25 protein-coding genes are annotated in these 22,970 nt (G+C 62.9%); 18 read left to right on the forward strand and 7 right to left on the reverse strand.

Annotated elements, in window-relative coordinates; genetic code table 11:
- Positions 1-4 precede the first annotated feature (4 nt).
- Complete coding sequence (locus NKH73_RS20745; RefSeq protein WP_352935563.1) at positions 5-1,021, forward strand: zinc-binding alcohol dehydrogenase family protein; 1,017 nt, start codon at positions 5-7, stop codon at positions 1,019-1,021.
- 160 nt (positions 1,022-1,181) lie between these two features.
- Here the strand turns inward: NKH73_RS20745 and NKH73_RS20750 are convergent, their stop codons facing one another.
- Together NKH73_RS20750 and phnF are read right to left on the reverse strand one after the other, a co-directional pair.
- Positions 1,182-1,673 (reverse strand): SRPBCC family protein, encoded by a 492-nt coding sequence (locus NKH73_RS20750; protein WP_352935566.1) that lies wholly within the window; start codon positions 1,671-1,673, stop codon positions 1,182-1,184.
- 231 nt (positions 1,674-1,904) lie between these two features.
- Positions 1,905-2,654: a phosphonate metabolism transcriptional regulator PhnF gene (gene phnF, locus NKH73_RS20755; RefSeq protein WP_352935569.1), complete on the reverse strand. Its 750-nt coding sequence runs from the start codon at positions 2,652-2,654 to the stop codon at positions 1,905-1,907.
- Positions 2,655-2,773: 119 nt separating this feature from the next.
- Here phnF and phnG point away from each other — a divergent pair, with 119 nt between their 5' ends.
- The 3 genes from phnG to NKH73_RS20770 are packed head-to-tail and all read left to right on the forward strand — an operon-like array spanning position 2,774 to position 4,960.
- A complete protein-coding gene (gene phnG / locus NKH73_RS20760) occupies positions 2,774-3,235 on the forward strand; it encodes a phosphonate C-P lyase system protein PhnG (protein WP_352935738.1) in 462 nt (153 codons plus the stop codon).
- Complete coding sequence (phnH, locus tag NKH73_RS20765) at positions 3,235-3,846, forward strand: phosphonate C-P lyase system protein PhnH (protein WP_352935572.1); 612 nt, start codon at positions 3,235-3,237, stop codon at positions 3,844-3,846. Before phnG ends, phnH begins: the two co-directional genes overlap by 1 nt.
- Before the next feature lies 1 nt (position 3,847).
- A complete protein-coding gene (locus NKH73_RS20770; protein WP_352935575.1) occupies positions 3,848-4,960 on the forward strand; it encodes a carbon-phosphorus lyase complex subunit in 1,113 nt (370 codons plus the stop codon).
- Between the two features lie 2 nt (positions 4,961-4,962).
- On the opposite strand, the gene NKH73_RS20775 is transcribed toward NKH73_RS20770, so the two are convergent.
- Entirely contained in the window at positions 4,963-5,154 is a 192-nt protein-coding gene (locus tag NKH73_RS20775; RefSeq protein WP_352935578.1) for a hypothetical protein, read from the reverse strand.
- Positions 5,155-5,219: 65 nt separating this feature from the next.
- Here NKH73_RS20775 and NKH73_RS20780 point away from each other — a divergent pair, with 65 nt between their 5' ends.
- From NKH73_RS20780 to phnE (NKH73_RS20820), 9 genes are all read left to right on the forward strand, one after another.
- Positions 5,220-6,119, forward strand: a complete 900-nt coding sequence (locus NKH73_RS20780; protein ID WP_352935581.1) for an alpha-D-ribose 1-methylphosphonate 5-phosphate C-P-lyase PhnJ — start codon at positions 5,220-5,222, stop codon at positions 6,117-6,119.
- Positions 6,116-6,892, forward strand: coding sequence for a phosphonate C-P lyase system protein PhnK (gene phnK / locus NKH73_RS20785; RefSeq protein WP_065009749.1), 777 nt, complete (start codon positions 6,116-6,118; stop codon positions 6,890-6,892). Before NKH73_RS20780 ends, phnK begins: the two co-directional genes overlap by 4 nt.
- 2 nt (positions 6,893-6,894) lie before the next feature.
- Complete coding sequence (phnL, locus tag NKH73_RS20790) at positions 6,895-7,602, forward strand: phosphonate C-P lyase system protein PhnL (RefSeq protein WP_352935584.1); 708 nt, start codon at positions 6,895-6,897, stop codon at positions 7,600-7,602.
- Entirely contained in the window at positions 7,599-8,213 is a 615-nt protein-coding gene (locus NKH73_RS20795) for a DapH/DapD/GlmU-related protein (protein ID WP_352935587.1), read from the forward strand. The genes phnL and NKH73_RS20795 overlap by 4 nt, the downstream gene beginning before the upstream one ends.
- Before the next feature lie 73 nt (positions 8,214-8,286).
- Positions 8,287-8,997 (forward strand): DUF1868 domain-containing protein, encoded by a 711-nt coding sequence (locus tag NKH73_RS20800; RefSeq protein ID WP_352935590.1) that lies wholly within the window; start codon positions 8,287-8,289, stop codon positions 8,995-8,997.
- 165 nt (positions 8,998-9,162) lie between these two features.
- The gene (gene phnC / locus NKH73_RS20805) at positions 9,163-10,020 is read left to right on the forward strand and encodes a phosphonate ABC transporter ATP-binding protein (protein WP_352935593.1); all 858 of its coding nucleotides are present in this window, start codon (positions 9,163-9,165) and stop codon (positions 10,018-10,020) included.
- A 143-nt stretch (positions 10,021-10,163) separates the two neighbouring features.
- Positions 10,164-11,072 (forward strand): phosphonate ABC transporter substrate-binding protein, encoded by a 909-nt coding sequence (phnD, locus tag NKH73_RS20810; RefSeq protein WP_352935596.1) that lies wholly within the window; start codon positions 10,164-10,166, stop codon positions 11,070-11,072.
- A 72-nt stretch (positions 11,073-11,144) separates the two neighbouring features.
- Positions 11,145-12,119 carry a phosphonate ABC transporter, permease protein PhnE gene (gene phnE / locus NKH73_RS20815; protein WP_352935599.1) on the forward strand — a complete coding sequence of 325 codons (975 nt, stop codon included), beginning with the start codon at positions 11,145-11,147 and terminating at the stop codon, positions 12,117-12,119.
- A gap of 3 nt (positions 12,120-12,122) precedes the next feature.
- Positions 12,123-13,679: a phosphonate ABC transporter, permease protein PhnE gene (phnE, locus tag NKH73_RS20820; protein WP_352935602.1), complete on the forward strand. Its 1,557-nt coding sequence runs from the start codon at positions 12,123-12,125 to the stop codon at positions 13,677-13,679.
- A gap of 21 nt (positions 13,680-13,700) precedes the next feature.
- Here the strand turns inward: phnE (NKH73_RS20820) and NKH73_RS20825 are convergent, their stop codons facing one another.
- The 3 genes from NKH73_RS20825 to NKH73_RS20835 all read right to left on the reverse strand — a co-directional run bounded on the left by NKH73_RS20825 (position 13,701) and on the right by NKH73_RS20835 (position 16,985).
- Positions 13,701-14,555, reverse strand: coding sequence for a sugar phosphate isomerase/epimerase family protein (locus NKH73_RS20825; protein WP_352935604.1), 855 nt, complete (start codon positions 14,553-14,555; stop codon positions 13,701-13,703).
- Between the two features lie 32 nt (positions 14,556-14,587).
- Positions 14,588-15,775: a Gfo/Idh/MocA family protein gene (locus NKH73_RS20830; protein WP_352935606.1), complete on the reverse strand. Its 1,188-nt coding sequence runs from the start codon at positions 15,773-15,775 to the stop codon at positions 14,588-14,590.
- A gap of 154 nt (positions 15,776-15,929) precedes the next feature.
- Positions 15,930-16,985 (reverse strand): sugar phosphate isomerase/epimerase family protein, encoded by a 1,056-nt coding sequence (locus tag NKH73_RS20835; protein ID WP_352935608.1) that lies wholly within the window; start codon positions 16,983-16,985, stop codon positions 15,930-15,932.
- A 395-nt stretch (positions 16,986-17,380) separates the two neighbouring features.
- Here NKH73_RS20835 and NKH73_RS20840 point away from each other — a divergent pair, with 395 nt between their 5' ends.
- From NKH73_RS20840 to NKH73_RS20855, 4 genes are read left to right on the forward strand one after another with little or no spacing between them, the layout of a single operon-like run.
- Positions 17,381-18,268, forward strand: coding sequence for a sugar phosphate isomerase/epimerase family protein (locus NKH73_RS20840; protein WP_352935610.1), 888 nt, complete (start codon positions 17,381-17,383; stop codon positions 18,266-18,268).
- A 58-nt stretch (positions 18,269-18,326) separates the two neighbouring features.
- Positions 18,327-19,496: a mandelate racemase/muconate lactonizing enzyme family protein gene (locus NKH73_RS20845; RefSeq protein ID WP_352935613.1), complete on the forward strand. Its 1,170-nt coding sequence runs from the start codon at positions 18,327-18,329 to the stop codon at positions 19,494-19,496.
- Positions 19,497-19,498: 2 nt separating this feature from the next.
- Complete coding sequence (locus tag NKH73_RS20850; protein ID WP_352935616.1) at positions 19,499-20,215, forward strand: FadR/GntR family transcriptional regulator; 717 nt, start codon at positions 19,499-19,501, stop codon at positions 20,213-20,215.
- Between the two features lies 1 nt (position 20,216).
- A complete protein-coding gene (locus NKH73_RS20855; protein WP_352935619.1) occupies positions 20,217-21,197 on the forward strand; it encodes a hydroxyacid dehydrogenase in 981 nt (326 codons plus the stop codon).
- 7 nt (positions 21,198-21,204) lie between these two features.
- On the opposite strand, the gene NKH73_RS20860 is transcribed toward NKH73_RS20855, so the two are convergent.
- Complete coding sequence (locus NKH73_RS20860; protein ID WP_352935622.1) at positions 21,205-22,500, reverse strand: amidase; 1,296 nt, start codon at positions 22,498-22,500, stop codon at positions 21,205-21,207.
- Positions 22,501-22,619: 119 nt separating this feature from the next.
- Between NKH73_RS20860 and NKH73_RS20865 the strand changes: the two genes are divergently transcribed.
- Positions 22,620-22,967 carry a GFA family protein gene (locus NKH73_RS20865; RefSeq protein ID WP_352935624.1) on the forward strand — a complete coding sequence of 116 codons (348 nt, stop codon included), beginning with the start codon at positions 22,620-22,622 and terminating at the stop codon, positions 22,965-22,967.
- The last annotated feature ends 3 nt before the right edge of the window (positions 22,968-22,970 follow it).

Below are 22,970 nucleotides of genomic sequence, written 5' to 3' on the forward strand. Positions count from 1 at the left end.
AAGCATGAAAGCCGTCGTCTGCCGGTCGCCCGGCGAGCTTGTTCTGGAAGACCGTCCGGCACCGAGCACACCACCGCCGGGCTGGGCGCTGGTCGCGGTCAGTCATGTCGGCATCTGCGGCACCGACTATCACATCTTCGAGGGCAAGCATCCGTTCCTGGCCTACCCGCGCATCATGGGCCACGAGGTTTCCGGCACTGTGATCGAGGCCGGCGACGGCGTCGATCTGGCCGTCGGCGAGCCGGTGGTCATCAACCCCTATCTCGCTTGCGGCAAATGCATCGCCTGCCGGCAAGGAAAACCGAATTGCTGCGTCAAGATCGAGGTGCTCGGCGTGCATCGCGACGGCGCCATGTGCGAACGGATCCTGGTGCCGGCGCAAAATCTCTATCCGGCAAACGGCCTGTCGCTGGCCGATGCCGCCGCCGTCGAATTCCTGGCGATCGGAGCGCATGCCGTGCGGCGGTCGCTGGCGCAGCCAGCCGCGCGCACCCTGGTCATTGGCGCCGGGCCGATCGGGCTCGGCACGGCGCTGTTTGCCCGCATCGCCGGTCTCGACGTGACGCTGCTCGACATGAGCGCGGAGAGGCTGGATTTCGCCGCTAGCGAACTCGGCTTCGCGACCCTCGACGGTTCGCGGGCGTCTGCGACCGATCTGGTGCGGGAGGCGACCGGCGGCGAAGGTTTTGACGTGGTTTTCGACGCCACCGGTAACACCCAGTCCGTCCAGTCGGCCTTCGCCCATGTCGCGCATGGCGGGACGCTGGTCCTGGTCAGCGTCGTCAAGGACGACATCCTTTTTTCCGATCCCGAATTCCACAAGCGCGAAATGACGCTGATCGGCAGCCGCAATGCGCTTCGCGCCGATTTCGACCATGTCGCTGCCTCGATCCGCGATGGTGCTGTGCCGCTGGCGAAGCTCGTCACCCATCGCACGACGCTTGACGAGACGCCGCGCGACCTCGCCCGCTGGGCGCATGAGAAATCTGGCCTGATCAAGGCGGTCATCCAGGTCGGATGAGACCGGAGTGCCCCGGCGGCGAGACCTAGTTTGCAGGGAATGTGACTGTCCTTGCCCGTCACTGTCGCACTTCTAAATTACGGGCGGTGTCGCGTCGCTAGATCGCTTTGACAATTCACATGGCGCCAGCGGAGACTTCCGCCCCACCATGATCTCTCCTTCAGCCCCTGTCGGTCATACTTTCGGCGCACGCCGCAAGATTTTTGAGGTGTCGTGACCAGCCCCCGCGGTGATCCGAGATCAGCGGCGCCCGCTCTTCCACCGGCGCCCCCTCCCAGCCGCGATGCTGGAGCGAAATGAGCGCCCCACCGCTCTGACCGACGATGGTGACGGTGAGGGCGGTTTCGAACTCCCATTCCTCGTCCTTCCAGGTCATGGCCAGAAGGTGCGGCGGGTCTATTTCGGTAATCGTCCCGGTGGTGCGGTGCTCGAGAACGCCGTCGCTCCAGGGCTCGAAGAAGTGGCCGCCGATCCTCGGCTCCAGCTTCACCCCCTCGTTCCACCAGAGTGCAGGCCGGATCAGCGCCCCCCAGACCCGGGCGGGAGACGCCGCCGCTTGCTGCTCAAGCCGAATTTCCTCGCTTTGCGCTATGACGAACCTCCTATGGTCCTGCTTTCTCTCAAAATATGTTATTAAAATATAACATGTCAATTGAGGCTGAGAACGCTGCGATCGTGCTGCGCCGTGACGGCGCAGGAAGTCCGAGACGCGCCGCGCCCCAGATGGCGCTCAAACGGATGGACAACGTAGGAATCATCGTCGATGATCTCGGTGTCTCACAACGGGTCCGTTGTTAGTGGATCCCTGCAGCAGGTTGTGACGCGTTCAAACAGGGTGCCCGGTTTGTTTTGCAGGCCGGCCTCAGCTGAATATCGGCGCACCTTAAAGCGCCGACAGTCTAAGCTCGACACGCTCAGCCGGAAACCGCGTTTCAGCAAACTGGATCGGCTGGCCGTCCAGCGTGACATTGACCGCGACCGTGACCAGCACGATGGCGCCGGGCTGTAGATCGAGATCGGCAAGATCGGCGGCATCGGCGTGGCGCGCCGACAAGACCGTCGATTGCCGGAGATAGTCACTGACCCCGAAACGCTCGAGCGAAGCGGTGACCGATCCGGTTTCAGCCATGGCGGCATCGATGCCGGCGAAGCGTCCCGCGTCGAACCAGCCGGTGGCACGCGAGACCGACCGCCCATCGGCTTCGCCGCGTGTCTCAAGGCGTATGACATGCGACCCCTTGGCAAGCCCCAGCCCTTCGGCGATCCGCCGGCTGGCCGGCTCGACCGCAGATTCGAGCAGCACGCTGCGGCGCTCCGATGTCTGCCCTTGCAAGCCCTCCGAAAAACGGGTGCGGGCGCCGATCGGATAGGACAGCCGCTTGCGCGACAGCACGAAAGTGCCACGCCCCTGCTCGGCCCTGAGCACGCCGTCCTGCACAAGGGCTGCGATGGCGCTGCGCACGGTATGGCGGTTGACGCCATAGCGCTCGGCCAGTGCGACTTCCGGCGGCAGCGCGGCATTCTCGGCAAAGTCGCCGACGGCAATCGAATGCAGGATCCGGTCGGCGATCTGCCGCCACAGTGAGACGCCGCTGCGCCGCTCTATACTGCTGGCAATCTGCGGCCCGCTCATTTCTGCCCCAATCTTTTTTGCCCTGTCATCCATCCGTCATGGACACGCTTTAGAGAATAGGTATAATTTGTATAATTGTCTAAATCAATAGACAAATTTGCGGAGAAGGGATGGCGGTCATGCGAGGACAGGAAGCGCGCGATCAGGCCGAGCGCAAAGCCGTCATGGCGACGCTGGCGCAATCGACCGGCGACGATATCGTCCGCCTCTGGAACGAGGCCGGCCTGCCTTCGGAAGCGGAACTCCTGCGCGGTCCCGAAACCGGCCTAGTCACCGTGCGTGGCCGCATCGGCGGCGGCGGCGCGCCGTTCAATGTCGGCGAGGCAACGGTCACCCGCGCGACGGTGCGGCTTGCCTCGGGAGAAGTCGGCCATTGCTACGCCCTCGGCCGTGACAAGCAGAAAGCAAAACTTGCGGCAATCGCCGACGCGCTCTGGCAGGACCCCGCCCGCCGCAACGAGGTCGAGACCAAGCTAATCGCGCCCTTACAAACCGCACTGGCCAGCGCACGTGAACGGCGGCGCGCCGAGACGGCGGCAACGAAGGTCGATTTCTTCACCATGGTACGCGGAGAAGACTGATGGACATCGCAACGCAAGCGATTGAGGGCGGCTTTGCCGATCCCGTGTTCGACGCCCAGACGGTGTTCCGCGCCGTGATGGATGCGATGGCGCGGCCGGGCACCTTGCAGCCCCTGCCGGTCTTTGCCCGCCCGCCGGCGCCGCTGTCTGCCACCGCGGGCGCTATCGCGCTGGCGCTGTGCGACAACGACACGCCGCTTTGGCTCGACCCCGTTTTGCAAGCCCCAGCAGCGGTGAAATCCTGGCTGGGCTTCCACACCGGCGCGCCGCTCGCCAACACGCCGGCCGATGCACATTTCGCGCTGATCGCCACGCCGGCCGAGATGATGGCGCTCGACGGCTTTTCGCAAGGTACCCAGGACTACCCCGACCGCTCCACGACGCTGATCCTGCAAGTCAGCGATCTCGTTTCAGGCGCCCCTCTGCTGCTCGAAGGTCCCGGCATCGAAAAGACTGCAACCATCGCGCCGGCGCAGATGCCGCGCCACTTCGTCGAGCAGTGGAAGCAGAACATCAAGCGCTTTCCGCGTGGCATCGACATCGTCCTCGCCACCCCCGACGGTGTTACCTGCCTGCCGCGCACGACGCGCATCAAGATGATGGAGGCGTGATATGTATGTCGCGGTAAAAGGCGGTGAAGCCGCCATTGTCAACGCCCACGCCCTGCTCGCCGACCGCCGCCGCGGCGACCGTTCGGTGCCGGCGCTGCGCCTCGATCAGATCGTCGAGCAGCTGGCGCTCGGCGTCGACCGGGTGATGAGCGAAGGCTCGCTCTACGACAGGGAATTGGCGGCACTGGCCATCGTTCAGGCGCGCGGCGACATAATCGAGGCGATCTTCCTGGTTCGCGCCTATCGCACCACGCTGCCGCGCTTCGGCTACACCAAGGCGATCGACACCGGCGCGATGCTGGTCGAGCGGCGCGTTTCGGCGACCTACAAGGACCTGCCCGGTGGCCAGCTGCTCGGCCCGACCTTCGACTACACACATCGGCTGCTGGACCCCGAACTCGCCGCGGGCGGCGATGTCGCCGAGCCGCTGCAGCGCGCCACCGAGGCGGAAGCCATGCCGCGCGTCTCCGCGATCCTCGCCCGCGAAGGCCTGATCGAGCCTGATGGCGACATGCCTGGGGATCATGTCCCCGGCGACATCACCCGCGAGCCGCTGGAATTTCCAATGGCGCGCGACATCCGCCTGCAGGCGCTGTCACGCGGCGACGAGGGTTTTCTGCTGGCGCTCGGCTACTCCACGCAGCGCGGCTATGCCCGCAACCATCCCTTCGTCGGCGAGGTTCGCATCGGCGAGGTCGAGCTGGAACTCGACGTGCCGGAGCTGCCCTTCGCAGTACCGCTCGGCTCCGTTCGCGTCACCGAGTGCCAGATGGTCAACCAATTCAAGGGCTCGGCCAAGGCGCCGCCGCAATTCACCCGGGGCTACGGCCTCGTCTTCGGCCAGAGCGAGCGTAAGGCTATGGCCATGGCGCTGTGCGACCGCGCTCTTCGTGCAACTGAATTCGGCGAAGATGTCGTCGCCGCGGCCCAGGACGAGGAGTTCGTCATCTCGCATTCCGACAATGTCCAGGCGACCGGCTTCGTCGAGCATCTGAAGCTGCCGCACTATGTCGATTTCCAGGCCGAGCTCGACCTGGTGCGCCGCATGCGCGCCGAGCACGACGCCCGCGAAAATGCCGACATGCTGGAAGAAAAGAAGGAGGCCGCGGAATGAGCCTAGTCGCCCGACCCGCCATCACCGCCACCGCTGTCGTGCGAATGGTCGCCATGCCCGCCGCTGGGGCCAATGCTCTCGCTGTGCGCGCCTACCCTGGCTGCGGGAGAAACCATTCTTCGAAGGATAAAGGCAACCACGCAGGCGAACATCAGCAGGAGAATTCCGAGATACATCCAACCGGTTTGGGTCATCCGATTTCGCCCCTGTTTCCGCGTCTTGGACGCCGATTCGATAGCACAATGCGGATGTGATCGCCATGACCGACATCGCCACCTACAACTTCGCCTATCTCGACGAGCAGACCAAAAGGATGATCCGCCGGGCGATCCTCAAGGGCATCGCCATCCCCGGCTATCAGGTGCCGTTCGCCTCGCGCGAAATGCCAATGCCCTATGGCTGGGGCACTGGCGGGGTCCAGGTCACCGCTTCGATCATCGGCCCGGACGACGTGTTGAAGGTCATCGACCAGGGCGCCGACGACACCACCAATGCGGTCTCGATCCGTGCTTTTTTCAAGAAGGTCGCCAATGTCTCCGTCACCACCGAGACGGCCAAAGCGACTATCATCCAGACCCGCCACCGCATCCCCGAACATCCACTAAGTGCGGGCCAGGTGCTGGTCTATCAGGTGCCGATCCCCGAACCTCTGCGCTTCCTCGAACCGCGCGAAACCGAAACGCGCAAGATGCATGCGCTGGAGGAATACGGCCTCATGCATGTGAAGCTTTACGAGGACATCGCCAAACACGGCCGCATCGCCACCACCTATGCCTACCCGGTCAAGGTCGAGGGCCGCTATGTGATGGACCCGTCGCCCACGCCGAAGTTCGATAACCCGAAAATGCACCGTTCGCCGGCTTTGCAACTGTTCGGCGCCGGCCGCGAAAAGCGTATCTATGCAGTGCCGCCCTTCACCGAGGTGGTCAGTCTCGACTTCGAGGACCATCCGTTCGAGGTGCAGACCTTCGACCAGCCCTGCGCGCTATGCGCGGCTGAGAACGTCTATCTCGACGAGGTCATCCTCGACGACCATGGCGGCCACATGTTCGTCTGCTCCGACACCGATCATTGCGAGAAGCGGCGCGAACAAGGCCATCGCGGCCATCTTGCGCCCGAAGCCCCTCTTGCCCTGGAAAAAACGGAGCCGGCGCAATGACCGACGAACCGCTGCTGCGTGTTTCAGCGCTGTCAAAATTCTACGGCTCGCGCGTCGGCTGCGAGAATGTCACGTTCGACCTCTGGCCGGGTGAAGTGCTGGCTGTCGTCGGCGAATCCGGTTCCGGCAAGACGACGCTGCTCAATTGCCTGTCGACCAGGCTGCTGCCGAGTTCCGGCACCGCCAGCTACCGTATGCGCGACGGCCAGTTCCGTGAGCTCTACCGCATGAGTGAGGCGGAACGCCGCTTTCTGATGCGCACCGACTGGGGCTTCGTCCATCAAAACCCGGCCGACGGGCTGCGCATGACGGTGTCGGCCGGCGCCAATGTCGGCGAGCGGCTGATGGCGGTCGGCGACCGCCACTATGGCAAGATCCGCGCCACTGCGGTCGACTGGCTGTCGCGTGTCGAAATCGACGAGGACCGCATCGACGACGAGCCGCGCGCCTTTTCCGGCGGCATGCGCCAGCGCCTGCAGATCGCTCGCAATCTCGTCACCGGGCCGCGGCTGGTGTTCATGGACGAGCCGACTGGCGGCCTCGACGTCTCGGTGCAGGCGCGCCTGCTCGATCTGTTGCGCGGCCTGGTCACCGATCTCGGCCTTGCGGCCATCGTCGTCACCCACGACCTCGCCGTGGCGCGGCTTTTGTCGCAACGCATGATGGTGATGAAGGATGGTCGCGTCGTAGAAAGCGGCCTCACCGACCGCGTGCTCGACGATCCGCGCGCGCCTTACACCCAGCTTCTCGTTTCCTCGATACTTCAGGTGTAACCATGGCAACCCCGCTCGTCGTCTCCGATGTCGCCAAGAGCTTCACCATGCATCTGCGCGACGGCATCAAACTGCCTGTCGTCGCCGGCGTGTCGTTCTCGATCAGGAGCGGCGAATGCGCAGTGCTCGGCGGCCCGTCCGGCGCCGGCAAGAGCTCGATCCTGAAGATGCTCTACGGCAACTATGCCGTCGACGAAGGCCAGATCATCGTCCAGCACGAAGACGGGCTCATCGATCTCGCGACGGCTACCCCGCGCACCGTGCTTGCCGTGCGCCGGCTCACGATTGGCTATGTCAGCCAGTTCCTGCGCACCGTACCGCGCGTTTCTGCCCTCGATGTCGTCGCCGAGCCGCTGGTCGAGCGCGGCGCGGACCGTGAGGTTGCGCGCAATAAGGCGCGCGCCTTGCTGGCGCAGCTCAACTTGCCGGAAAAACTCTGGATGCTGCCGCCGGCGACCTTCTCCGGCGGCGAGCAGCAGCGCGTCAACATCGCGCGCGGCTTCATCACCGAGCACCCGATCCTCCTGCTAGACGAGCCGACCGCCTCGCTCGATGCCAGGAACCGCGATGTGGTGATTGCGCTGATCGCGGCCAAGAAGGCGGCCGGCGTCGCGCTGCTTGGGATTTTCCACGACCACGACGTGCGCGAGGCGGTCGCCGACCGTGTCATCGACGTGACCGCCTTTGCCGCCGGGAAAATCGCTGCATGACAAGAAAGCTGTCGGAAGCGCCGCTCGTCCATGACACGGCGGAAGTCGAGAACTCGACGCTTGGCCGCTGGACCGAGATCGCCGACCGCTGCCGGGTTTCGGAGAGCACAATTGGCGACTATTCCTACATGATGCAGGACTGCGGTGTCTGGTGCGCGACGGTCGGCAAATTCGCCAACATCGCCGCCAGCGTCCGCATCAATGCCACCAATCACCCGACCTGGCGGCCGACGCTGCACCATTTCACTTATCGCGCCTCGGACTATTGGGACGACGCCGAACACGAGAGCGAATTCTTCGCCCAGCGCCGCGCCAAGCACGTCAACATCGGCCACGACACCTGGCTCGGCCACGGCTCGACCATCCTGCCCGGAGTCACCGTCGGCGATGGCGCGGCGGTCGGCGCCGGCGCCGTGGTATCGAAGGACGTCGCGCCCTACACCATCGTCGGCGGCGTGCCGGCGAAACCGATCCGCGAACGCTTCGACCGCCGCACGGCGGAACGCTATCAGGCACTTGCCTGGTGGAATTGGGACCATGTCCGCCTGCGCGCCGCACTTGAGGATTTTCGCGCGCTTTCGGCGGAAGCCTTTCTGGAAAAATACGGCTGACGGAGGGCGACCCGCCGTTTCACATCCCTGACACATGACTCGGACAGGAGACGGTCTTCCCATGGAGATCGCCATGCTTCAATCCATCAAACCATCGCTCGCCGGATTCTTCGCCGGCTCGAACCCGAACCCTCCCGTGCATCTCGGCACGCGCTACGACACGTCAGGCAATTTTCTCATCGAGCCCGGCAACACGGTCGTCTGCCATCTCGACAGTGGTTCAGCTTCCGAAGCGGCGGTCATCGAAGTGCGGGAACGGATGCGCGCCATGCCCGATGCCGACCGGCTGGCCTTCACGCCGATCTCCAGCCTGCATATGACGCTGTTCCAGGGCATCATCGAATATCGCCGCCGTCTTCCCTACTGGCCTGAGGATGTGCCTCTCGATACCAGCATCGATGACATGACCCGGCTCTATCTTGAGCGCCTGAAGGCCGTCGAGGACCATGGCGCGTTCAAAGTCAGGGTTGTCGAAATCGTGCCGACCGGCCTGACCGTTGCCGGCGCCTCCGACGAGGACGAGCGCATCATGCGCGCGTGGCGCGAAGCCCTGTCGGTGCCGTTCGGATACCGCCATCCGGATCACGACGGCTACACGTTTCACATAACTTTCGCCTATCTGATCCGTCGTCTCGACGACGAAAGGGCATCACAATGGCAACAGCTATTCGATGACTGCCTCTCGCTGCTCGCCCGTCAGGCTCCGGTGATCGAGCTGCGGCCTCCGGCATTTTGCCGCTTCAAGGACATGAAGCATTTCGAGGAGCTGCTGGTTCTCGGCTGATCCCATGCAGGCTGTCCAGGCGGCAGCGATTTGGGTGGACTCGCCTTCCTACTCGACGCGCCTGTGGGCAGTAACAAAACTGACATCAATCCGACACCGCAGGTTCATGGCGTTGCGCTAGCGAAGGTTAACAGACCTTCACTGCGACCGGACTGGAACTAGCCTATGTCAGCAACCACAGCCACGCTGGAAATCCGCGGCGTCACCCGCCGGTTTGGCAAGAACACCGCCGTCAGCGATGTCGATATCTCGATCCCGCACGGCCAGATGGTCGGCATCATCGGCCGTTCCGGTGCCGGCAAGTCGACCCTTTTGCGCATGATCAACCGCCTCATCGATCCCAGCCAAGGGTCGATTTTCTTTGACGGCGCCGAAGTCTCCAGCCTGCGCGGCTCGCTGCTCAGGCGCTGGCAGCGCGATTGCGCCATGATCTTCCAGCAGTTCAACCTGGTGCCGCGTCTCGACGTGCTGACCAACGTGCTGCTCGGCCGGCTCAATCACCGCTCGACCCTTGTCAATCTGCTCGGTGTCTTCTCTCGCGAAGAACGGGCCGAGGCGATTGCGGCGCTCGAGCGTCTCGACATTGCCCGCACGGCGCTGCAGCCGGCAGGCACCTTGTCCGGCGGCCAGCAGCAGCGCGTTGCGATTGCCCGCGCCATGATGCAGCAGCCGAAGGTCATCCTCGCCGACGAGCCGATCGCCTCGCTCGACCCGCTCAATGCCAAGGTGGTGATGGATTCGCTGCAGGACATCAATCTGCGCGAGGGCATCACCGTCGTCACCAATCTGCACACGCTGGACACCGCGCGCACCTATTGCAACCGGATCATCGGCATGGCCGCCGGCAAGGTCGTGTTCGACGGCCCGCCCGAAGACCTCAACCGCGAGGCTGTGCGCATGGTCTATGGCGCCGACAGCAATGGCGGCGAGATCTCCGAGGCCATCACCTCGACCAGCGTGACCATCAAGCAAAAAATCGCCGCATCCGCCGGACCGCTCGAGCCCGCTTTTCCCGGCTACTAGTTCCATGATCCCGACAATTGGATACCGGTATCCGGGAAACCATGGGCAGCAAAAGAGCGCCTGGATCGCCAGCCCGCGTCAAAGGCGCCGTCAAAATTCGAACGCTACCGGCGCGATGCCGGAACCAACAGGAGAGACCCGACATGTTTAGAAAGATGCTTTTCGGTGCTGTTTCCATCATCGCCATGGCGATGGGCGCGGTTCAGGCACAGGACCTGAAGGAATTCCGCGTCGGCATTCTCGGCGGCGAGAACGAGGCCGACCGTCTGCGCAACTACCAGTGCTTCGCCGACCACATCAAGGAAGTGCTGGGCGTCGAGAAAGTCTCGCTCTTCCCGGCCGCCGACTACGACGGCGTCATCCAGGGCCTGCTCGGCGGCACGCTTGACTATGCCGAGCTCGGCGCTTCCGCCTATGCCAAGATCTATCTCGAAAACAAGGACGCGGTTGAACCGATCCTGACGACGGTCCAGACCGACGGTTCGACCGGCTATCATTCGGTCATGGTCGCCCGTGCCGATTCCGGCATCAAGACGCTCGCCGACATGAAGGGCAAGAAACTCGGATTCGCCGATCCCGATTCGACTTCGGGTTACCTGATCCCGGTCACTTCACTGCCCAAGGACATCGGCATGGATGTGAAGAGCTACTTCGCGTCGACCGGCTTTGGTGGCGGCCATGAACAGCTTGTCCTCGAAGTCCTGAAGGGCACCTTCGATGCCGGCACCACCTGGGCTTCCGGCGTCGGCGACTTCAAGGACGGCTACAGCTCGGGCAATCTGCGCAAGATGGTCGACAAGGGCGTGCTCAAGATGGACGACCTCGTCGAATTGTGGCAGTCGCCGATGATCCCGAACGGCCCGCTGGTATTGCGGACGTCGATCGACGCCGGCGCCAAGCAGAAGATCACCGATTTCCTGACCAAGCTTCCGGAAACCGATCCGGCCTGTTTCTCGGCGATCCAAGGCGGCGATTACAAGGGCTACTCACCGGTCACCCCAGCGTTCTATCAGCCAATCATCGACGCGCGTAAGGCGAAGATCGGCTCGTAAAGCAAACTGCCACAACGCCGCCGGGGCCATGTGCACCGGCGGCGTTGCCGCATCAGGGCCGGGGATCTATCGATGAGTGCGACCGACGTATACCGAGCGCCTGCGCTTTCACCGGAGGGGGCCACTGTCGAACGGCACTGGCGCGACCTCGCCGCCCGCCGGCGCCTTTACACGATCGGGGGCCTGGTTTTCCTGCTCCTTGCACTCTCTGGCTCGCTCTGGTTCGCTAACGAGACCAACGCCGGAAAGTTCTTCGACCGCCTTCCCCACGTCGCCGACTTTTTCGGCGAGTTGAAGCCGCGCGACTGGTTCGACCCGGTGCGCGCTCTATTCGACCTGCCATCCCCTTACGACGATGGCAGCCTCAAGTTCGACTATCCAGAAGGCCGGGTCTATCTGACCCAAAGCATCTACATTCCGGAGTATTTCCACCGGATGATCGAGACGCTGAACATCGCGCTGTTTTCGACGCTGGTGGGCGCGACATTCGGCTTCCTGCTCTGCTTCTTCGCCGCAGGCAATATCACGGCCAGTCGTTGGCTCCGGTTCGCCACGCGCCGCTTCCTTGAGATTGTCCGCGCCTTTCCGGAAATTGTCATTGCCGGCTTTTTCCTGGCGATTTTCTCGCTGGGACCCATCCCTGCGATCATTGCCGTGAGCATCCATACCGTCGGCGCGCTCGGAAAAATGTTCTTCGAAGTCGTCGAAAATGCCGACATGAAGCCTGAAGAAGGTTTGCGCGCCGTCGGCGCCAACTGGGTCGAACGGGTGTGGTTCGGCATCGTGCCTCAGGTTCTGCCCAACTTCATGAGCTATTTCCTGCTTCGTTTCGAGATCAATGTGCGCGCGTCGACCATACTTGGCGCCGTCGGCGCCGGCGGCATCGGCGAATCCCTGCGCCTTTCGATCGGCCGAGGCCATGAGGCCAAGACAATCGCCATCGTTTTCCTGCTGTTCTGTACGATTGTCGCCGTCGATCAGTTTTCGGCGTGGCTGAGACACCGTCTTGTCGGCCGGCAAGCGTTCGCATATGGGCGCGGGGAGTAAGGCATGAACGCCGACGCTATCGATAACATCGCCGCCCGCCATCCGGATGCGTTCCGACGCTCCCTATGGAAGCGCTACGCCACCCCGCTCGGTGTCATTCTCTGCATTCTCTACACCTTCTACTGCGCGTGGTTCTTCTCGATCGGCGCCGTTCTCGAGAAGGCAAACTGGAACCTTGCCGGCACTTATCTCGCCGACTGGGTGTCTTACGAAATCCGGCCCGATATCGAATTCAACGACAACCATCTGACGATCGACTACTCCCGTTTTTCCAAACTGGGATCCAATCCAAATCCCGACTGGGTGGCCAAGCAGATGGCGGTGATCGAGCGGCGGGTCGACGCCGCACCTGCACCGGCGGCCGCGACGAACAAGTCGTCGCAGGATTCGTTTATGGCGCCTGGTGCGCCAACTGCCGAGAACCCGGCCGCCCCGTTTGGCCAATCGGTTCCGGCTACGCCTGAAGTAGTGCGCGAAAACGCGGTTGTGGCGGCGACTGTCACTCTTGGCAATGGCCAGATCGCCATCACGCCAGACCTTGTCACCGTGACGCGCGGCGCCGAAAGCGTCATTTTCGACATTGCCAAGGACAGCTCTGTGACGCCACGCACACCGCTGCCTGACTGGATCGAGCAACGCAGGCCAGGCTCGACAGCCTATGTCTCGTTTGGTTTTCTCGGCCGCGCTGAAGTCCAAAGCGACGAAGTCGTCGCCTGGAGACGTTTCTTCGGCTGGGCCAATTTTGTGTTTGATACGAACTCGCCATTCTGGGGAAAGCCGTTCGGCGAGGTCGCGTCACTGATTATCTCTGGGGCACGCATCGATCCGTCGCGGCCAAACGCAGCGCTCGCCTGGGACAACATCCTCAATAATGCCGAGTGGCAGCACGGCGACGTCTGGCTGAAGCTTTTGCAGACCATCGTCATGGCTTTCGTCGGCACGGTGCTGGCCTCGATCGTCGCCTTCCCACTCGCCTTCCTGGCTGCGCGCAACGTCACGCCGAGCTGGATTGCCAATCAGGCAACAAAACGCTTCTTCGATTTCCTCCGCTCGGTCGACATGCTGATCTGGGCGCTGTTTTTCACGCGCGGCTTCGGTCCGGGGCCGCTGGCCGGCATGTCGGCGATCTTCTTCACCGACACCGGTACCCTGGGCAAACTCTACTCCGAGGCGCTGGAAAACATCGATGACAAGCAGCGCGAGGGTATCCGCTCGGTTGGCGCCGCGCCGGCAATGGTGCAGCGCTATGGCGTGCTGCCCCAGGTTCTGCCGGTATTCCTTAGCCAATCCCTCTATTTCTGGGAATCGAACACGCGGTCGGCAACGATCATCGGCGCTGTCGGCGCCGGCGGCATCGGCCTGAAATTATGGGAAGCCATGCGCACCAACACCAACTGGGCCAATGTTTTCTATATGGTTCTGCTGATCCTGCTTGTCGTTTTTGTCTTCGACAACATCTCCAGCTATCTTCGCCGCAAGCTGATGGGGACAGTTGGAAACGGCAACGATGAGCGGCCCGAGCGCGTTTCCGCCCGCCCGCCGGCGGCTCAGATCGCCTGAGAGGGAAGACTTGGCTGCGTCTTAAGGACCTGCCCTCTTCCAACCGCTCTTGATGTGCTTGCAGCCGTCGCGATAGACGGCTTCCGGGTTTTCCGAAAAATCGCGCCAGACCTTGGTTGCCGCCGCCAAGTCCTTCAGCGAGCGGCCGAAGGCCTCGATCGTCAGCCAGTCGTCATAGCCGCTCTTGCGGATGGCCGAAAACGTCTCTTTCCACGGAATGTGGCCGCGCCCCGGCACGCCGCGATCGTTCTCCGAGATGTGGATATGGACGACATTTTTGCGGTTGCGCGTATAGGCGCCGATCGGGTCGGCCTCCTCGATATTGGCGTGGAACGTGTCGTACATCGCCTTGATATGCGGCCGGTCGATTGCGTCGACATGCTCCGACAGATCGTCCATCGTGTTGAGCAGATAGCATTCGAAGCGGTTGAGCGCTTCCAGCCCGATGGTGACGTTTTTCTTGCCGGCGTGGTCACCGATGGCGCGTTGCGAGGCGACCGAGCGCTTCTTCTCCGCCGCCGTCGGCCCACTGCCGGAAAATGCGCCGAGTGTCGAATGCAGCGGGCCGCTCAACGTCTTGGCGCCGAGCGCAGCCGAGCAGTCGATCGCCCATTTCATATAGTCGATGCCGGCCTTGCGCGTCGCGGCATCCGGCGAGATCAGGTTCATCGAGGCATCGCCCATTGCCGAAACCGCGGTGCGCTCCAGTCCGATACGATCGAGCAGTTCGCCGAGCTTTTTGTAATCGTCCGGCGTGCCTGAAAAGATCGGTATCTCGACGCCGTCAAAACCGGTCGCCTTGATGTCCCTGAGCAGTGGCTCGTGTTTCTTCGACACCGCCGTCGTCCACAAGAACATACACATGCCGATTTTCATCGACGCCCCCTCCCCATGAGTTCCGGTTGTTTTTAGAGTTTCGTCCAAGCCCCGTTCTTCTTAGACGACTTCACGCAGGCTTCGATGAACGCCATGCCTTCGACACCGTCCTGGATGGTCGGGAAGACGACGTCCTTAGCCGGCTTGCCGCCTTTGCGGCGCGCCGCGCGGATGGCGCGGGCCGCCTCCTGGTAGATGTTGGCGAAGCCTTCGAGATAGCCTTCCGGATGGCCTGACGGAACCCGGCTGACGCGCCCGGCGACGGGCAGCGCGCCGGCACCATTTCGGGTGAGCAACTGCTTCGGCTGGCCGAACGGCGTGTACCAGAGATAATTCGGGTCGGCCTGCACCCATTCAAGCCCGCCCTTCGAGCCATAGATGCGCAGCTTCAGCCCATTCTCGTGGCCGGGCGCCACCTGGCTTGCCCAGATCATGCCCTTGGCCGGATGCGACTTGCCGACCGGCTTGAAGCGCAGCATCACGTTGACATTGTCGTCGAGCTGCCGCCCCGGCACGAAGGCGTCGAGATCGGCCGATAGCGAATCGAGCTCCAGCCCGCAGACGAAGCGCGCGAGATTATAGGCATGCGTGCCGATGTCGCCCAGCGCACCGCCTGCACCCGCCTGCTTGGGATCTGAGCGCCAGGCCGCCTGCTTCTGACCGGTGGCGGCAAGGTCTTCGGTCAGCCAGTCCTGCGGATATTCCGACTGCACGATGCGGATGTCGCCGAGCTGGCCCTTGGCCACCATTTCGCGCGCCTGCCGTATCATCGGATAGGCGGTGTAGTTGTGGGTGAGCACAAAGACCTTGCCGGTCTTTTCGACCAGTGCCGCCAGTCTCTTTGCCTCGGCCAGCGTCGTCGCCAGCGGCTTGTCGCAAATGACGTGGATGCCGGCTTCGAGAAACGCCTTCGCCGCCGGCACATGCACATTGTTGGGCGTGACGATGGCGACCGCCTCGATGCCGTCCGGCCGCTTGGCCTCGGCCTTGGCCATCTCGGCGAAGGAGCCATAGCTGCGCGTGGGATCGAGCCCGAGTTCCGCGGCCGACGCTTTCGCACGCGCCGGGTCGGACGACAGGGCACCGGCGACCAACACGAACTCATTGTCCATGCGCGCCGCGATCCGGTGCACGGCACCGATGAAGGCGCCTTGCCCGCCGCCGACCATGCCGTAACGGATCGGGCCGCCTCCCGTTTCCGACTTCGATGCGCCGACCATGATTTTCTCCCTCGTCTGAAATAGCCTCCCCCTTGAGGGGAGGGTGGCCCGAAGGGCCGGGAGGGGTCGGTTCATGCCGAGCTTTACGCCCAGCAACCCCACCCCGATCCGCTGCGCGGATCGACCCTCCCCTCGAGGGGGAGGGAAAGCCGCGCTAGATTCCCATCATGGCGCGCAGCACCTTCTTGTCGGTCGCGCCGCCGGCGAAATCGTCAAACGCCTTTTCCGTCACCCTGATGATGTGATGCTCAATAAAGGGAGCGCCTTCGGCCGCACCGTCCTCCGGATGCTTCAGGCAGCATTCCCATTCCAGCACCGCCCATGAATCATAGTCATATTGGGCGAGCTTTGAGAAGATGCCGCCGAAGTCCACCTGCCCGTCGCCGAGCGAGCGGAAACGCCCGGCCCGGTTCGTCCAGCTCTGATAGCCGGAATAGACGCCTTGCCGGCCGGTCGGGTTGAACTCGGCGTCCTTGACGTGGAACGCCTTGATCCGCTCGTGATAGATGTCGATGAATTCGAGATAATCGAGCTGCTGCAGCAGGAAATGCGACGGGTCGTAGTTGATATTGCAGCGCTTGTGGCCGCCCACCGCGTCGAGAAACATCTCGAACGTCGCGCCGTCGAACACGTCCTCGCCCGGATGGATCTCGTAACCGAGGTCGACGCCATTGTCCTCATAGACGTCGAGGATCGGCTTCCAGCGTTTGCCGAGTTCGGAAAATGCTTCCTCGATCAATCCCGCCGGCCGTTGCGGCCAAGGATAAAGGTAGGGGAAGGCTAACGCTCCGCAAAACGACACCGAGGCCTTGAGCCCGAGATTTTTTGAAGCTTTGGCACCGAACTTCATCTGTTCGACCGCCCATTGCTGCCTGGCTTTAGGATTGTTGTGCACCGCAGGGGGCGCGAAGCCGTCGAACTGCGCATCATAGGCCGGATGCACCGCCACCAATTGTCCCTGCAGATGCGTCGATAGCTCGGTGATCTCGACGCCGGCATCCGTGCAGATGCCCTTCACTTCGTCGCAATAGGCCTTGGAAGACGCCGCCTTCTCGAGGTCGAACAGGCGGCTGTCCCAGGTCGGGATCTGCACGCCCTTGTAGCCCAGCCCGGCCGCCCATCTGGTGATCGACGGCAGCGAATTGAATGGTGCGGCATCGCCCGCGAACTGCGCCAGAAACAGCCCAGGACCCTTCATTGTCGACGGCATCGGCATCCTCCCTTTTTGTCAGGACCAAGCATAGCGCCGATTGAAAGCACGGCCAGCCTCTTCGGTCTTTTCTCGACAGGCGCATATTTGCGCCGCCATTCTGGTATTACCAAATGTGGATATTTGGTCAAGCGGCTCCGCTCGCAATCAGAGCTGCCGTGATTGCCCAATAGCGAGAAAATATACCAGCTTAATCAATGGACTAATCCACTAACAGAGTTACCATGCAGGACTTCTTGCCGTCCATATGAAATTGCTGTAGACCTCTCAGGAGGCCCAATTGGTCGAACCAGTTCACGGCAAATGCTGGAGCGCCTTGGGGAGGAATCTTGCGACGCAATCTGGGGGGGCGTCGCGGGCGAATTGTTACAGGCGAATTCTGGGAAGGACAGACCATGCATCTTTCGACGCACAACTGGATGCGGGCCGAACCGTTGGAGACGACGCTCAGGCGCATCAAGAAATTTGGCTATGAGTCGATCGAGATTTCCGGCGAGCCCGAACAGTACAAGACCAACGAGACGCGTGCGCTCCTCAAGGAGCACGGTATCCGCTGCTGGGGGGCCGTGACGCTGATGCTGGGCGAGCGCAATCTCGCCGCCAAAGACCAGGGCCAGCGCGAGCGCTCGGTGCAGTATGTCAAGGACGTGCTGACGATGGTCAGCGAGCTCGACGGCGAGATCATCACCCTTGTTCCCGCCACCGTCGGCAAGGTGGTGCCGGACGGCACCGAAGAAGAAGAATGGAAATGGGTGGTCGACGCCACCAGGGAATGCTTCACCCACGCCAAGAAGGTCGGCGTCAAAATCGCGGTCGAGCCACTCAACCGCTTCGAGACCTATCTGTTCAATCGTGGCGCGCAGGCGCTGGCGCTGGCCGATGCGGTCAGCCCCGAATGCGGCGTCTGCCTCGACGCCTATCACATCCACATGGAAGAATTTAACGTCTATGACGCCATCCGGCAGGTCGGCAAGCGCCTGTTCGACTTCCATGTCGCCGACAATAACCGCTTCGCCGCCGGTCTCGGACAAATCGACTGGCCGAAGATCGTCAGCACGCTGAAGGAGGTCGGTTACGACGGCGCGCTCACCAATGAATTCGTCGCCCCTGTCGACCGCACGCCGGCCGCTCCCTATCCCGACATGGTCGAACGCAATCCTGTCGACATTTCGCCCGAGCAGCTCAAGTTCATTCAGGATCATGGTTCCAGCGTGCTGACGGAAAAGTTCTACACCGATCAGATGCGCATCAACGCTGAAACGCTGCTGCCGCTGATCAAGTAGTCGACCCGTTTGGGAATGAGCCTTTCCGCCCTGACCGGCGGCAGGGCCGGGGATGAACATGCGCATCAAGACGGTCCAAGCCTGGTGGGTTCGCATACCGATCGAAGCCGCGAAGCAGCATCGCAGCGACTTCGGTCAGGTAACGACGTTCGACGCCGCCATCCTGCGCATCGAGACCAATGACGGGCTGGTCGGCTGGGGCGAAGGCAAGAATGCCGCCGGCAGCACCGGCAGCTATGGCGCACTCGTCCACATGCTGAACCACGAAATCGGCCCGCAGCTGATCGGCTGCGATCCGGCCGACATCGGGGTCATCTGGGAGATGCTATACAATGGCGTGCGCCACGACAGTGCCGCGAAAAACGGCCACGCCATGCCGCAGCTGGCGCGGCGCGGCATCAGCGTCGCCGCGATCAGCGCCGTCGATATCGCGTTGTGGGATATTCTGGGCAAGTCGCTGGGGGTTCCGGTCTGGCGGCTGCTTGGCGGTCGCAAACTCGACCGCATGCCGGCCTATGCTTCCGGTGGCTGGGCCTCCTCCGAGGCGATCGGCGACCAGCTGAAATCCTATATCGCCAAGGGCGGCTTCAAGGCGCTGAAGATGCGCGTCGGCGCGATGGACGGCACCCCGCACAATTCCGCCGCCCGCGTCCGCGCCGCAAGACAGGCGCTCGGCCCCGATGTCGACCTGATGGTCGATGCCCATGGCACTTATACGGTGGCGGAAGCCAAGCGCTTCATCCATCTCGCCGGCGATCTCGATCTGGCCTGGTTCGAGGAGCCGGTCATCGCCGACGACAAATCAGGCATGGCCGAAGTGCGGGCGTCCGGATCCATCCCGATCGCCACCGGCGAAAGCGAAGCGACGCGCTATGCGTTCCGCGACCTCGCCACGCTGAAGGCGGCCGATATCTTCCAGCCGGACCCGGCCTTTTGCGGCGGCATCAGCGAGGCGATGAAGATCGGCACCATCGCCAGCGCCTTCAATCTGCGCTTTGCGCCGCATCTGTGGGCAGGCGCCCCTTGCTTCTTCGCCGGGCTCCATGTCTGCGCTGCTTCGCCGGCTAGCTTTACCGTCGAATATTCGCTCGGCGCCAACCCGATGATCCACGATCTGATCGAAGAGACTGTCGAAGCAAAGGACGGTATGATAGCGATCCCCGAGAAGCCCGGGCTGGGATTCACCCTTTCGGAGCGGTTCCTGGAGGCGCACGCGCTACGCGGCTGATCATGAAAGAAAAGAACCTTCTCGCTGAGCTCGCCGCCTATCTGTTCTCCCACTCCGACAAGGAGACGGGCCGAACGCCGTCGGAGCGTGAGCTGGCCGAGCATTTCGCCGTCAGCCGTGGCCAGATCCGCGAGGCGCTGGCCATCCTCGAAGCCATGCGTATCGTCGAGCGCCGGGCCAAATCCGGCATCTATATCGACACCAAGCAGCCCAGCGTCGAAGCGATGGCACTGTTTGCGCGAGCCGGCCTGCCGCTCGACCCGATTATGATCTACGAGACGGTCGAGTTGCGCAAGATTCACGAAATCAAGGCCGCTGAGCTTGCTTGTTCGCGTGCCACCGAGGAGAATTTCGAGCGGCTGCGCGAAATCCTGAAGGCTTCGGAGGAGCGCATTGCTGCGGGCGAAGGCCTGGCCAAGGAGGATCGCGAGTTTCACCTTGAGATCGTGCGGGCAACCAAGAACAGCGTTTTTCACAACATATGCAGCGTCTATTACATGATGGGTGAGCAACGCCTGCCGATTTATTTCAACGATCCCGAACGTGGCGTTCGCTCGCATGCCGAGCACATTCAGATCTACGGGGCCCTGCTGCGCCGCGACGGCAATCTCGCCCAGGCGCTGATGAGCGCCCATCTGCAAGGCGCGGAAAGCTACTGGAAAGGCCTGATCGAAGGCGGCGGCGCAGAACCTCACAGCCCAGCACTCGAGCAGGTCTGATATGCCTAAAATCCTGTCGACGCACACGCTGCACCCGCGCGCCTCCGCCATGCTGACTGGTGCCGGCGAACTCGCTGTCGCCTCCGGCCTCAATGCGGACACGCTGGCGACTGAGGCGGGGAATGCCGACATCATCATCGTTCGCGCGCCGCTGCCGCCAGAACTTTTCGAAGGTGCAACGAAGCTCCGGGCTGCAATCCGCCATGGCGCCGGGCTCGACATGATCCCGATGGAAGCGGCCACCGCAGCCGGCGTGCTGGTAGCGAACGTGCCGGCGGTCAATGCACGGTCGGTCGCCGAATACGTGATGTTCGCGACCCTGGCGCTGCTTCGGCGTTTTCGCATGGTGGACCGCGATTTGCGGACAAAAGGCTGGCTGGCCGGCCGCGACCACGCCAATTTCGCCAGCGAGCTCGCCGGCAAGACGATTGGCATCGTCGGCTTCGGTGCCATCGGACGGGCAGTCGGCCATATCGCGGCGCATGGTTTCGATCTCAACGTGGTGGCGACCACGCGCAGCATGAGGCCGGCGCCGGACCGGGTCGGCTTTCTGTCGATCGACGCACTGGTCGAGCAGAGCGACATCGTCGTTCTGTGCTGCCCGCTGACACCGGAGACGCGCGGCCTGATCAATCGCGAGCGTATCGCGCGCATGAAGCCGCATGCGCTGCTGATCAATATTTCGCGCGGCCCGGTGGTCGACGACGACGCGCTGATCGAAGCGCTGCAAAAGGGCCGTATCGGCGGGGCTGCACTCGATGTCTTTGCGACGCAGCCGCTGCCCTCAGATCATCCCTATTTCGGCTTCGATAATGTCATGGTCACGCCGCACATGGCCGGCATCACCGAAGAATCTATGATGCGCATGGGCGTCGGCGCTGCGGGTGAAGCCTTGCTCGTGCTGGCCAACAAATTACCGGTCAATCTGCGCAATCCCGAAGTGATCGAGCACTATAGGCGGCGGTTTCCGGCCGACGCCTGACGGCACCTCAACGGCGAAGCAGTGCCTCGACTTCCGCCGCAATGCGCAGGAGACGGTGGTCGTGGCCATTGCGCGCCACCAGCATCAGCCCGGCCGGGCGCGTCATTCCCGGCATCGGCAGCGAGATCGCACAGAGGTCGAACTGGTTGGCAACCTGCGTGTTGCGCAGCAAAAGGCCTTCCGTACGCTCACATAGAACATCGTCGCTGGTCATCGACACGATGGTCGGTGCGGTGACCGGCGTGGTCGGCAGGGCCAGCACATCGATCGACGCCAGCCGCTCGTCCATGGCGTCGACAAGCGCCGCGCGGCGGCGGATTGCCCTTATATAGGCCGTGGCCGGAACGGCGGCGGCGCGCGACAGCGGCTCGCTCACCCGCGGATCGACCGGCGTTGTCGCGCCAGTCGCCAGCCAATCTGCATGGACCTCGGCGCCCTCCATCGCAGCGATCGAGGCCCGCCCGGTTACCCCTCGCAAATCGGCAAGGAGGTCATCGATGGACAGGTCGGCGAGGCGTGCACCCGCAAGCTCTACCGTTCGAACACATCGGTCGAACGCCACCGCGACCTCTTCCTCCGTATCGTCGAACAGCACGCCGCGTGGAACGCCGATGCGCAGTCCGGCAAGCGGAAGTGGAATGAGAGCCAGAGGCTCTTCGCCGGCCATCACGGCATCGGTTGCAGCACATTCGGCCACGGTGCGGGCAAGCGGACCAATGGAGTCCAGCGTGACCGACAGCGGGAAAACGCCATCACGCGGCACGCGCCGCGCCGTCGGCTTGAAGCCGACGACACCGTTCAGCGATGCCGGAATGCGCACCGAACCGCCGGTGTCGGAACCGATCGAGATCTCGCTCGTACCTTCGCCGACCGAAACACCGGCGCCGGAGGATGAGCCGCCCGCAATCCGGCTGGCGTCGGTCGCATTGCCGGGCGTGCCGTAATGCGGATTGACGCCGATCGCGGTGAAAGCGAATTCGGTCATATTGGTTTTGCCGAAGATGACGGCGCCGGCCTGTCGCAGCCGCCGCACGATGACGGCATCCCGCAGCGCCGGCGCCGCGGCGCCGAGCAACAGCGATCCGGCCGTGGTCGGCTCGCCTGCGACGTCGAACAAGTCCTTGATCGATACGATCGCTCCGTCGAGCGGTCCGAGCGTCACGCCGGCTTTGCGCCTGGCATCGGCGGCATCGGCTGCTACCCGAGCGGCTTCCGGATAGAGTTTTACGAACACGCTTTCATTATTCGCGCGGACGGCGAGACGCGAAAGGACGGCTTCAAGACGATCGCGGGCTGATTGCATTTCGGTGTCGGACTCCGGACGCCTGCAACGTCTTACAGGCAACGACTGGTGCATGGACTGCAGAGGCATAACCTGGCAGGGACAGATTTGCACCCCGTTGAATGGAAGGAGGAGACCTGATGCTGTACAAAGGCAGCTGCCACTGCGGCAAGATCGCCTTCGAGATCGAAGGCGATCTGACCGGAGCCGTGCGATGCAATTGCTCGATCTGCTCACGCAAGGGCGCGCTGCTATGGGCCGTGCCGCATGAGACGTTGCGGGTGTTTGCCTGGGGCGACGATCTTGGCAGGTACACTTTCGGCAACCAAGTCATCGCCCACCGGTTCTGCCGGACCTGCGGCGTCCATCCCTTCGCCGAGGATGTCAGCGAAGGGGACGAACGAAGCGCCTACGTCAACATCCATTGCGTAGACGACCTCGATCTGGACGCTGTGTCGATTTTCGACTTCGACGGCCGCGCGGCCTGAAAC

The organism is Mesorhizobium sp. M0938, assembly GCF_040319125.1.
GTDB lineage: Bacteria > Pseudomonadota > Alphaproteobacteria > Rhizobiales > Rhizobiaceae > Mesorhizobium > Mesorhizobium robiniae.

Coding starts and splice junctions, on each gene's coding strand:
- NKH73_RS20745 (WP_352935563.1), top strand. CDS start 5: ATGAAAGCCGTCGTCTGCCGGTCGCCCGGCGAGCTTGTTCTGGAAGAC.
- phnF (WP_352935569.1), bottom strand. CDS start 2,654: ATGAGCGGGCCGCAGATTGCCAGCAGTATAGAGCGGCGCAGCGGCGTC.
- phnG (WP_352935738.1), top strand. CDS start 2,774: ATGCGAGGACAGGAAGCGCGCGATCAGGCCGAGCGCAAAGCCGTCATG.
- phnH (WP_352935572.1), top strand. CDS start 3,235: ATGGACATCGCAACGCAAGCGATTGAGGGCGGCTTTGCCGATCCCGTG.
- NKH73_RS20770 (WP_352935575.1), top strand. CDS start 3,848: ATGTATGTCGCGGTAAAAGGCGGTGAAGCCGCCATTGTCAACGCCCAC.
- NKH73_RS20775 (WP_352935578.1), bottom strand. CDS start 5,154: ATGACCCAAACCGGTTGGATGTATCTCGGAATTCTCCTGCTGATGTTC.
- NKH73_RS20780 (WP_352935581.1), top strand. CDS start 5,220: ATGACCGACATCGCCACCTACAACTTCGCCTATCTCGACGAGCAGACC.
- phnK (WP_065009749.1), top strand. CDS start 6,116: ATGACCGACGAACCGCTGCTGCGTGTTTCAGCGCTGTCAAAATTCTAC.
- phnL (WP_352935584.1), top strand. CDS start 6,895: ATGGCAACCCCGCTCGTCGTCTCCGATGTCGCCAAGAGCTTCACCATG.
- NKH73_RS20795 (WP_352935587.1), top strand. CDS start 7,599: ATGACAAGAAAGCTGTCGGAAGCGCCGCTCGTCCATGACACGGCGGAA.
- NKH73_RS20800 (WP_352935590.1), top strand. CDS start 8,287: ATGCTTCAATCCATCAAACCATCGCTCGCCGGATTCTTCGCCGGCTCG.
- phnC (WP_352935593.1), top strand. CDS start 9,163: ATGTCAGCAACCACAGCCACGCTGGAAATCCGCGGCGTCACCCGCCGG.
- phnD (WP_352935596.1), top strand. CDS start 10,164: ATGTTTAGAAAGATGCTTTTCGGTGCTGTTTCCATCATCGCCATGGCG.
- phnE (WP_352935599.1), top strand. CDS start 11,145: ATGAGTGCGACCGACGTATACCGAGCGCCTGCGCTTTCACCGGAGGGG.
- phnE (WP_352935602.1), top strand. CDS start 12,123: ATGAACGCCGACGCTATCGATAACATCGCCGCCCGCCATCCGGATGCG.
- NKH73_RS20825 (WP_352935604.1), bottom strand. CDS start 14,555: ATGAAAATCGGCATGTGTATGTTCTTGTGGACGACGGCGGTGTCGAAG.
- NKH73_RS20830 (WP_352935606.1), bottom strand. CDS start 15,775: ATGGTCGGCGCATCGAAGTCGGAAACGGGAGGCGGCCCGATCCGTTAC.
- NKH73_RS20835 (WP_352935608.1), bottom strand. CDS start 16,985: ATGCCGTCGACAATGAAGGGTCCTGGGCTGTTTCTGGCGCAGTTCGCG.
- NKH73_RS20840 (WP_352935610.1), top strand. CDS start 17,381: ATGCATCTTTCGACGCACAACTGGATGCGGGCCGAACCGTTGGAGACG.
- NKH73_RS20845 (WP_352935613.1), top strand. CDS start 18,327: ATGCGCATCAAGACGGTCCAAGCCTGGTGGGTTCGCATACCGATCGAA.
- NKH73_RS20850 (WP_352935616.1), top strand. CDS start 19,499: ATGAAAGAAAAGAACCTTCTCGCTGAGCTCGCCGCCTATCTGTTCTCC.
- NKH73_RS20855 (WP_352935619.1), top strand. CDS start 20,217: ATGCCTAAAATCCTGTCGACGCACACGCTGCACCCGCGCGCCTCCGCC.
- NKH73_RS20860 (WP_352935622.1), bottom strand. CDS start 22,500: ATGCAATCAGCCCGCGATCGTCTTGAAGCCGTCCTTTCGCGTCTCGCC.
- NKH73_RS20865 (WP_352935624.1), top strand. CDS start 22,620: ATGCTGTACAAAGGCAGCTGCCACTGCGGCAAGATCGCCTTCGAGATC.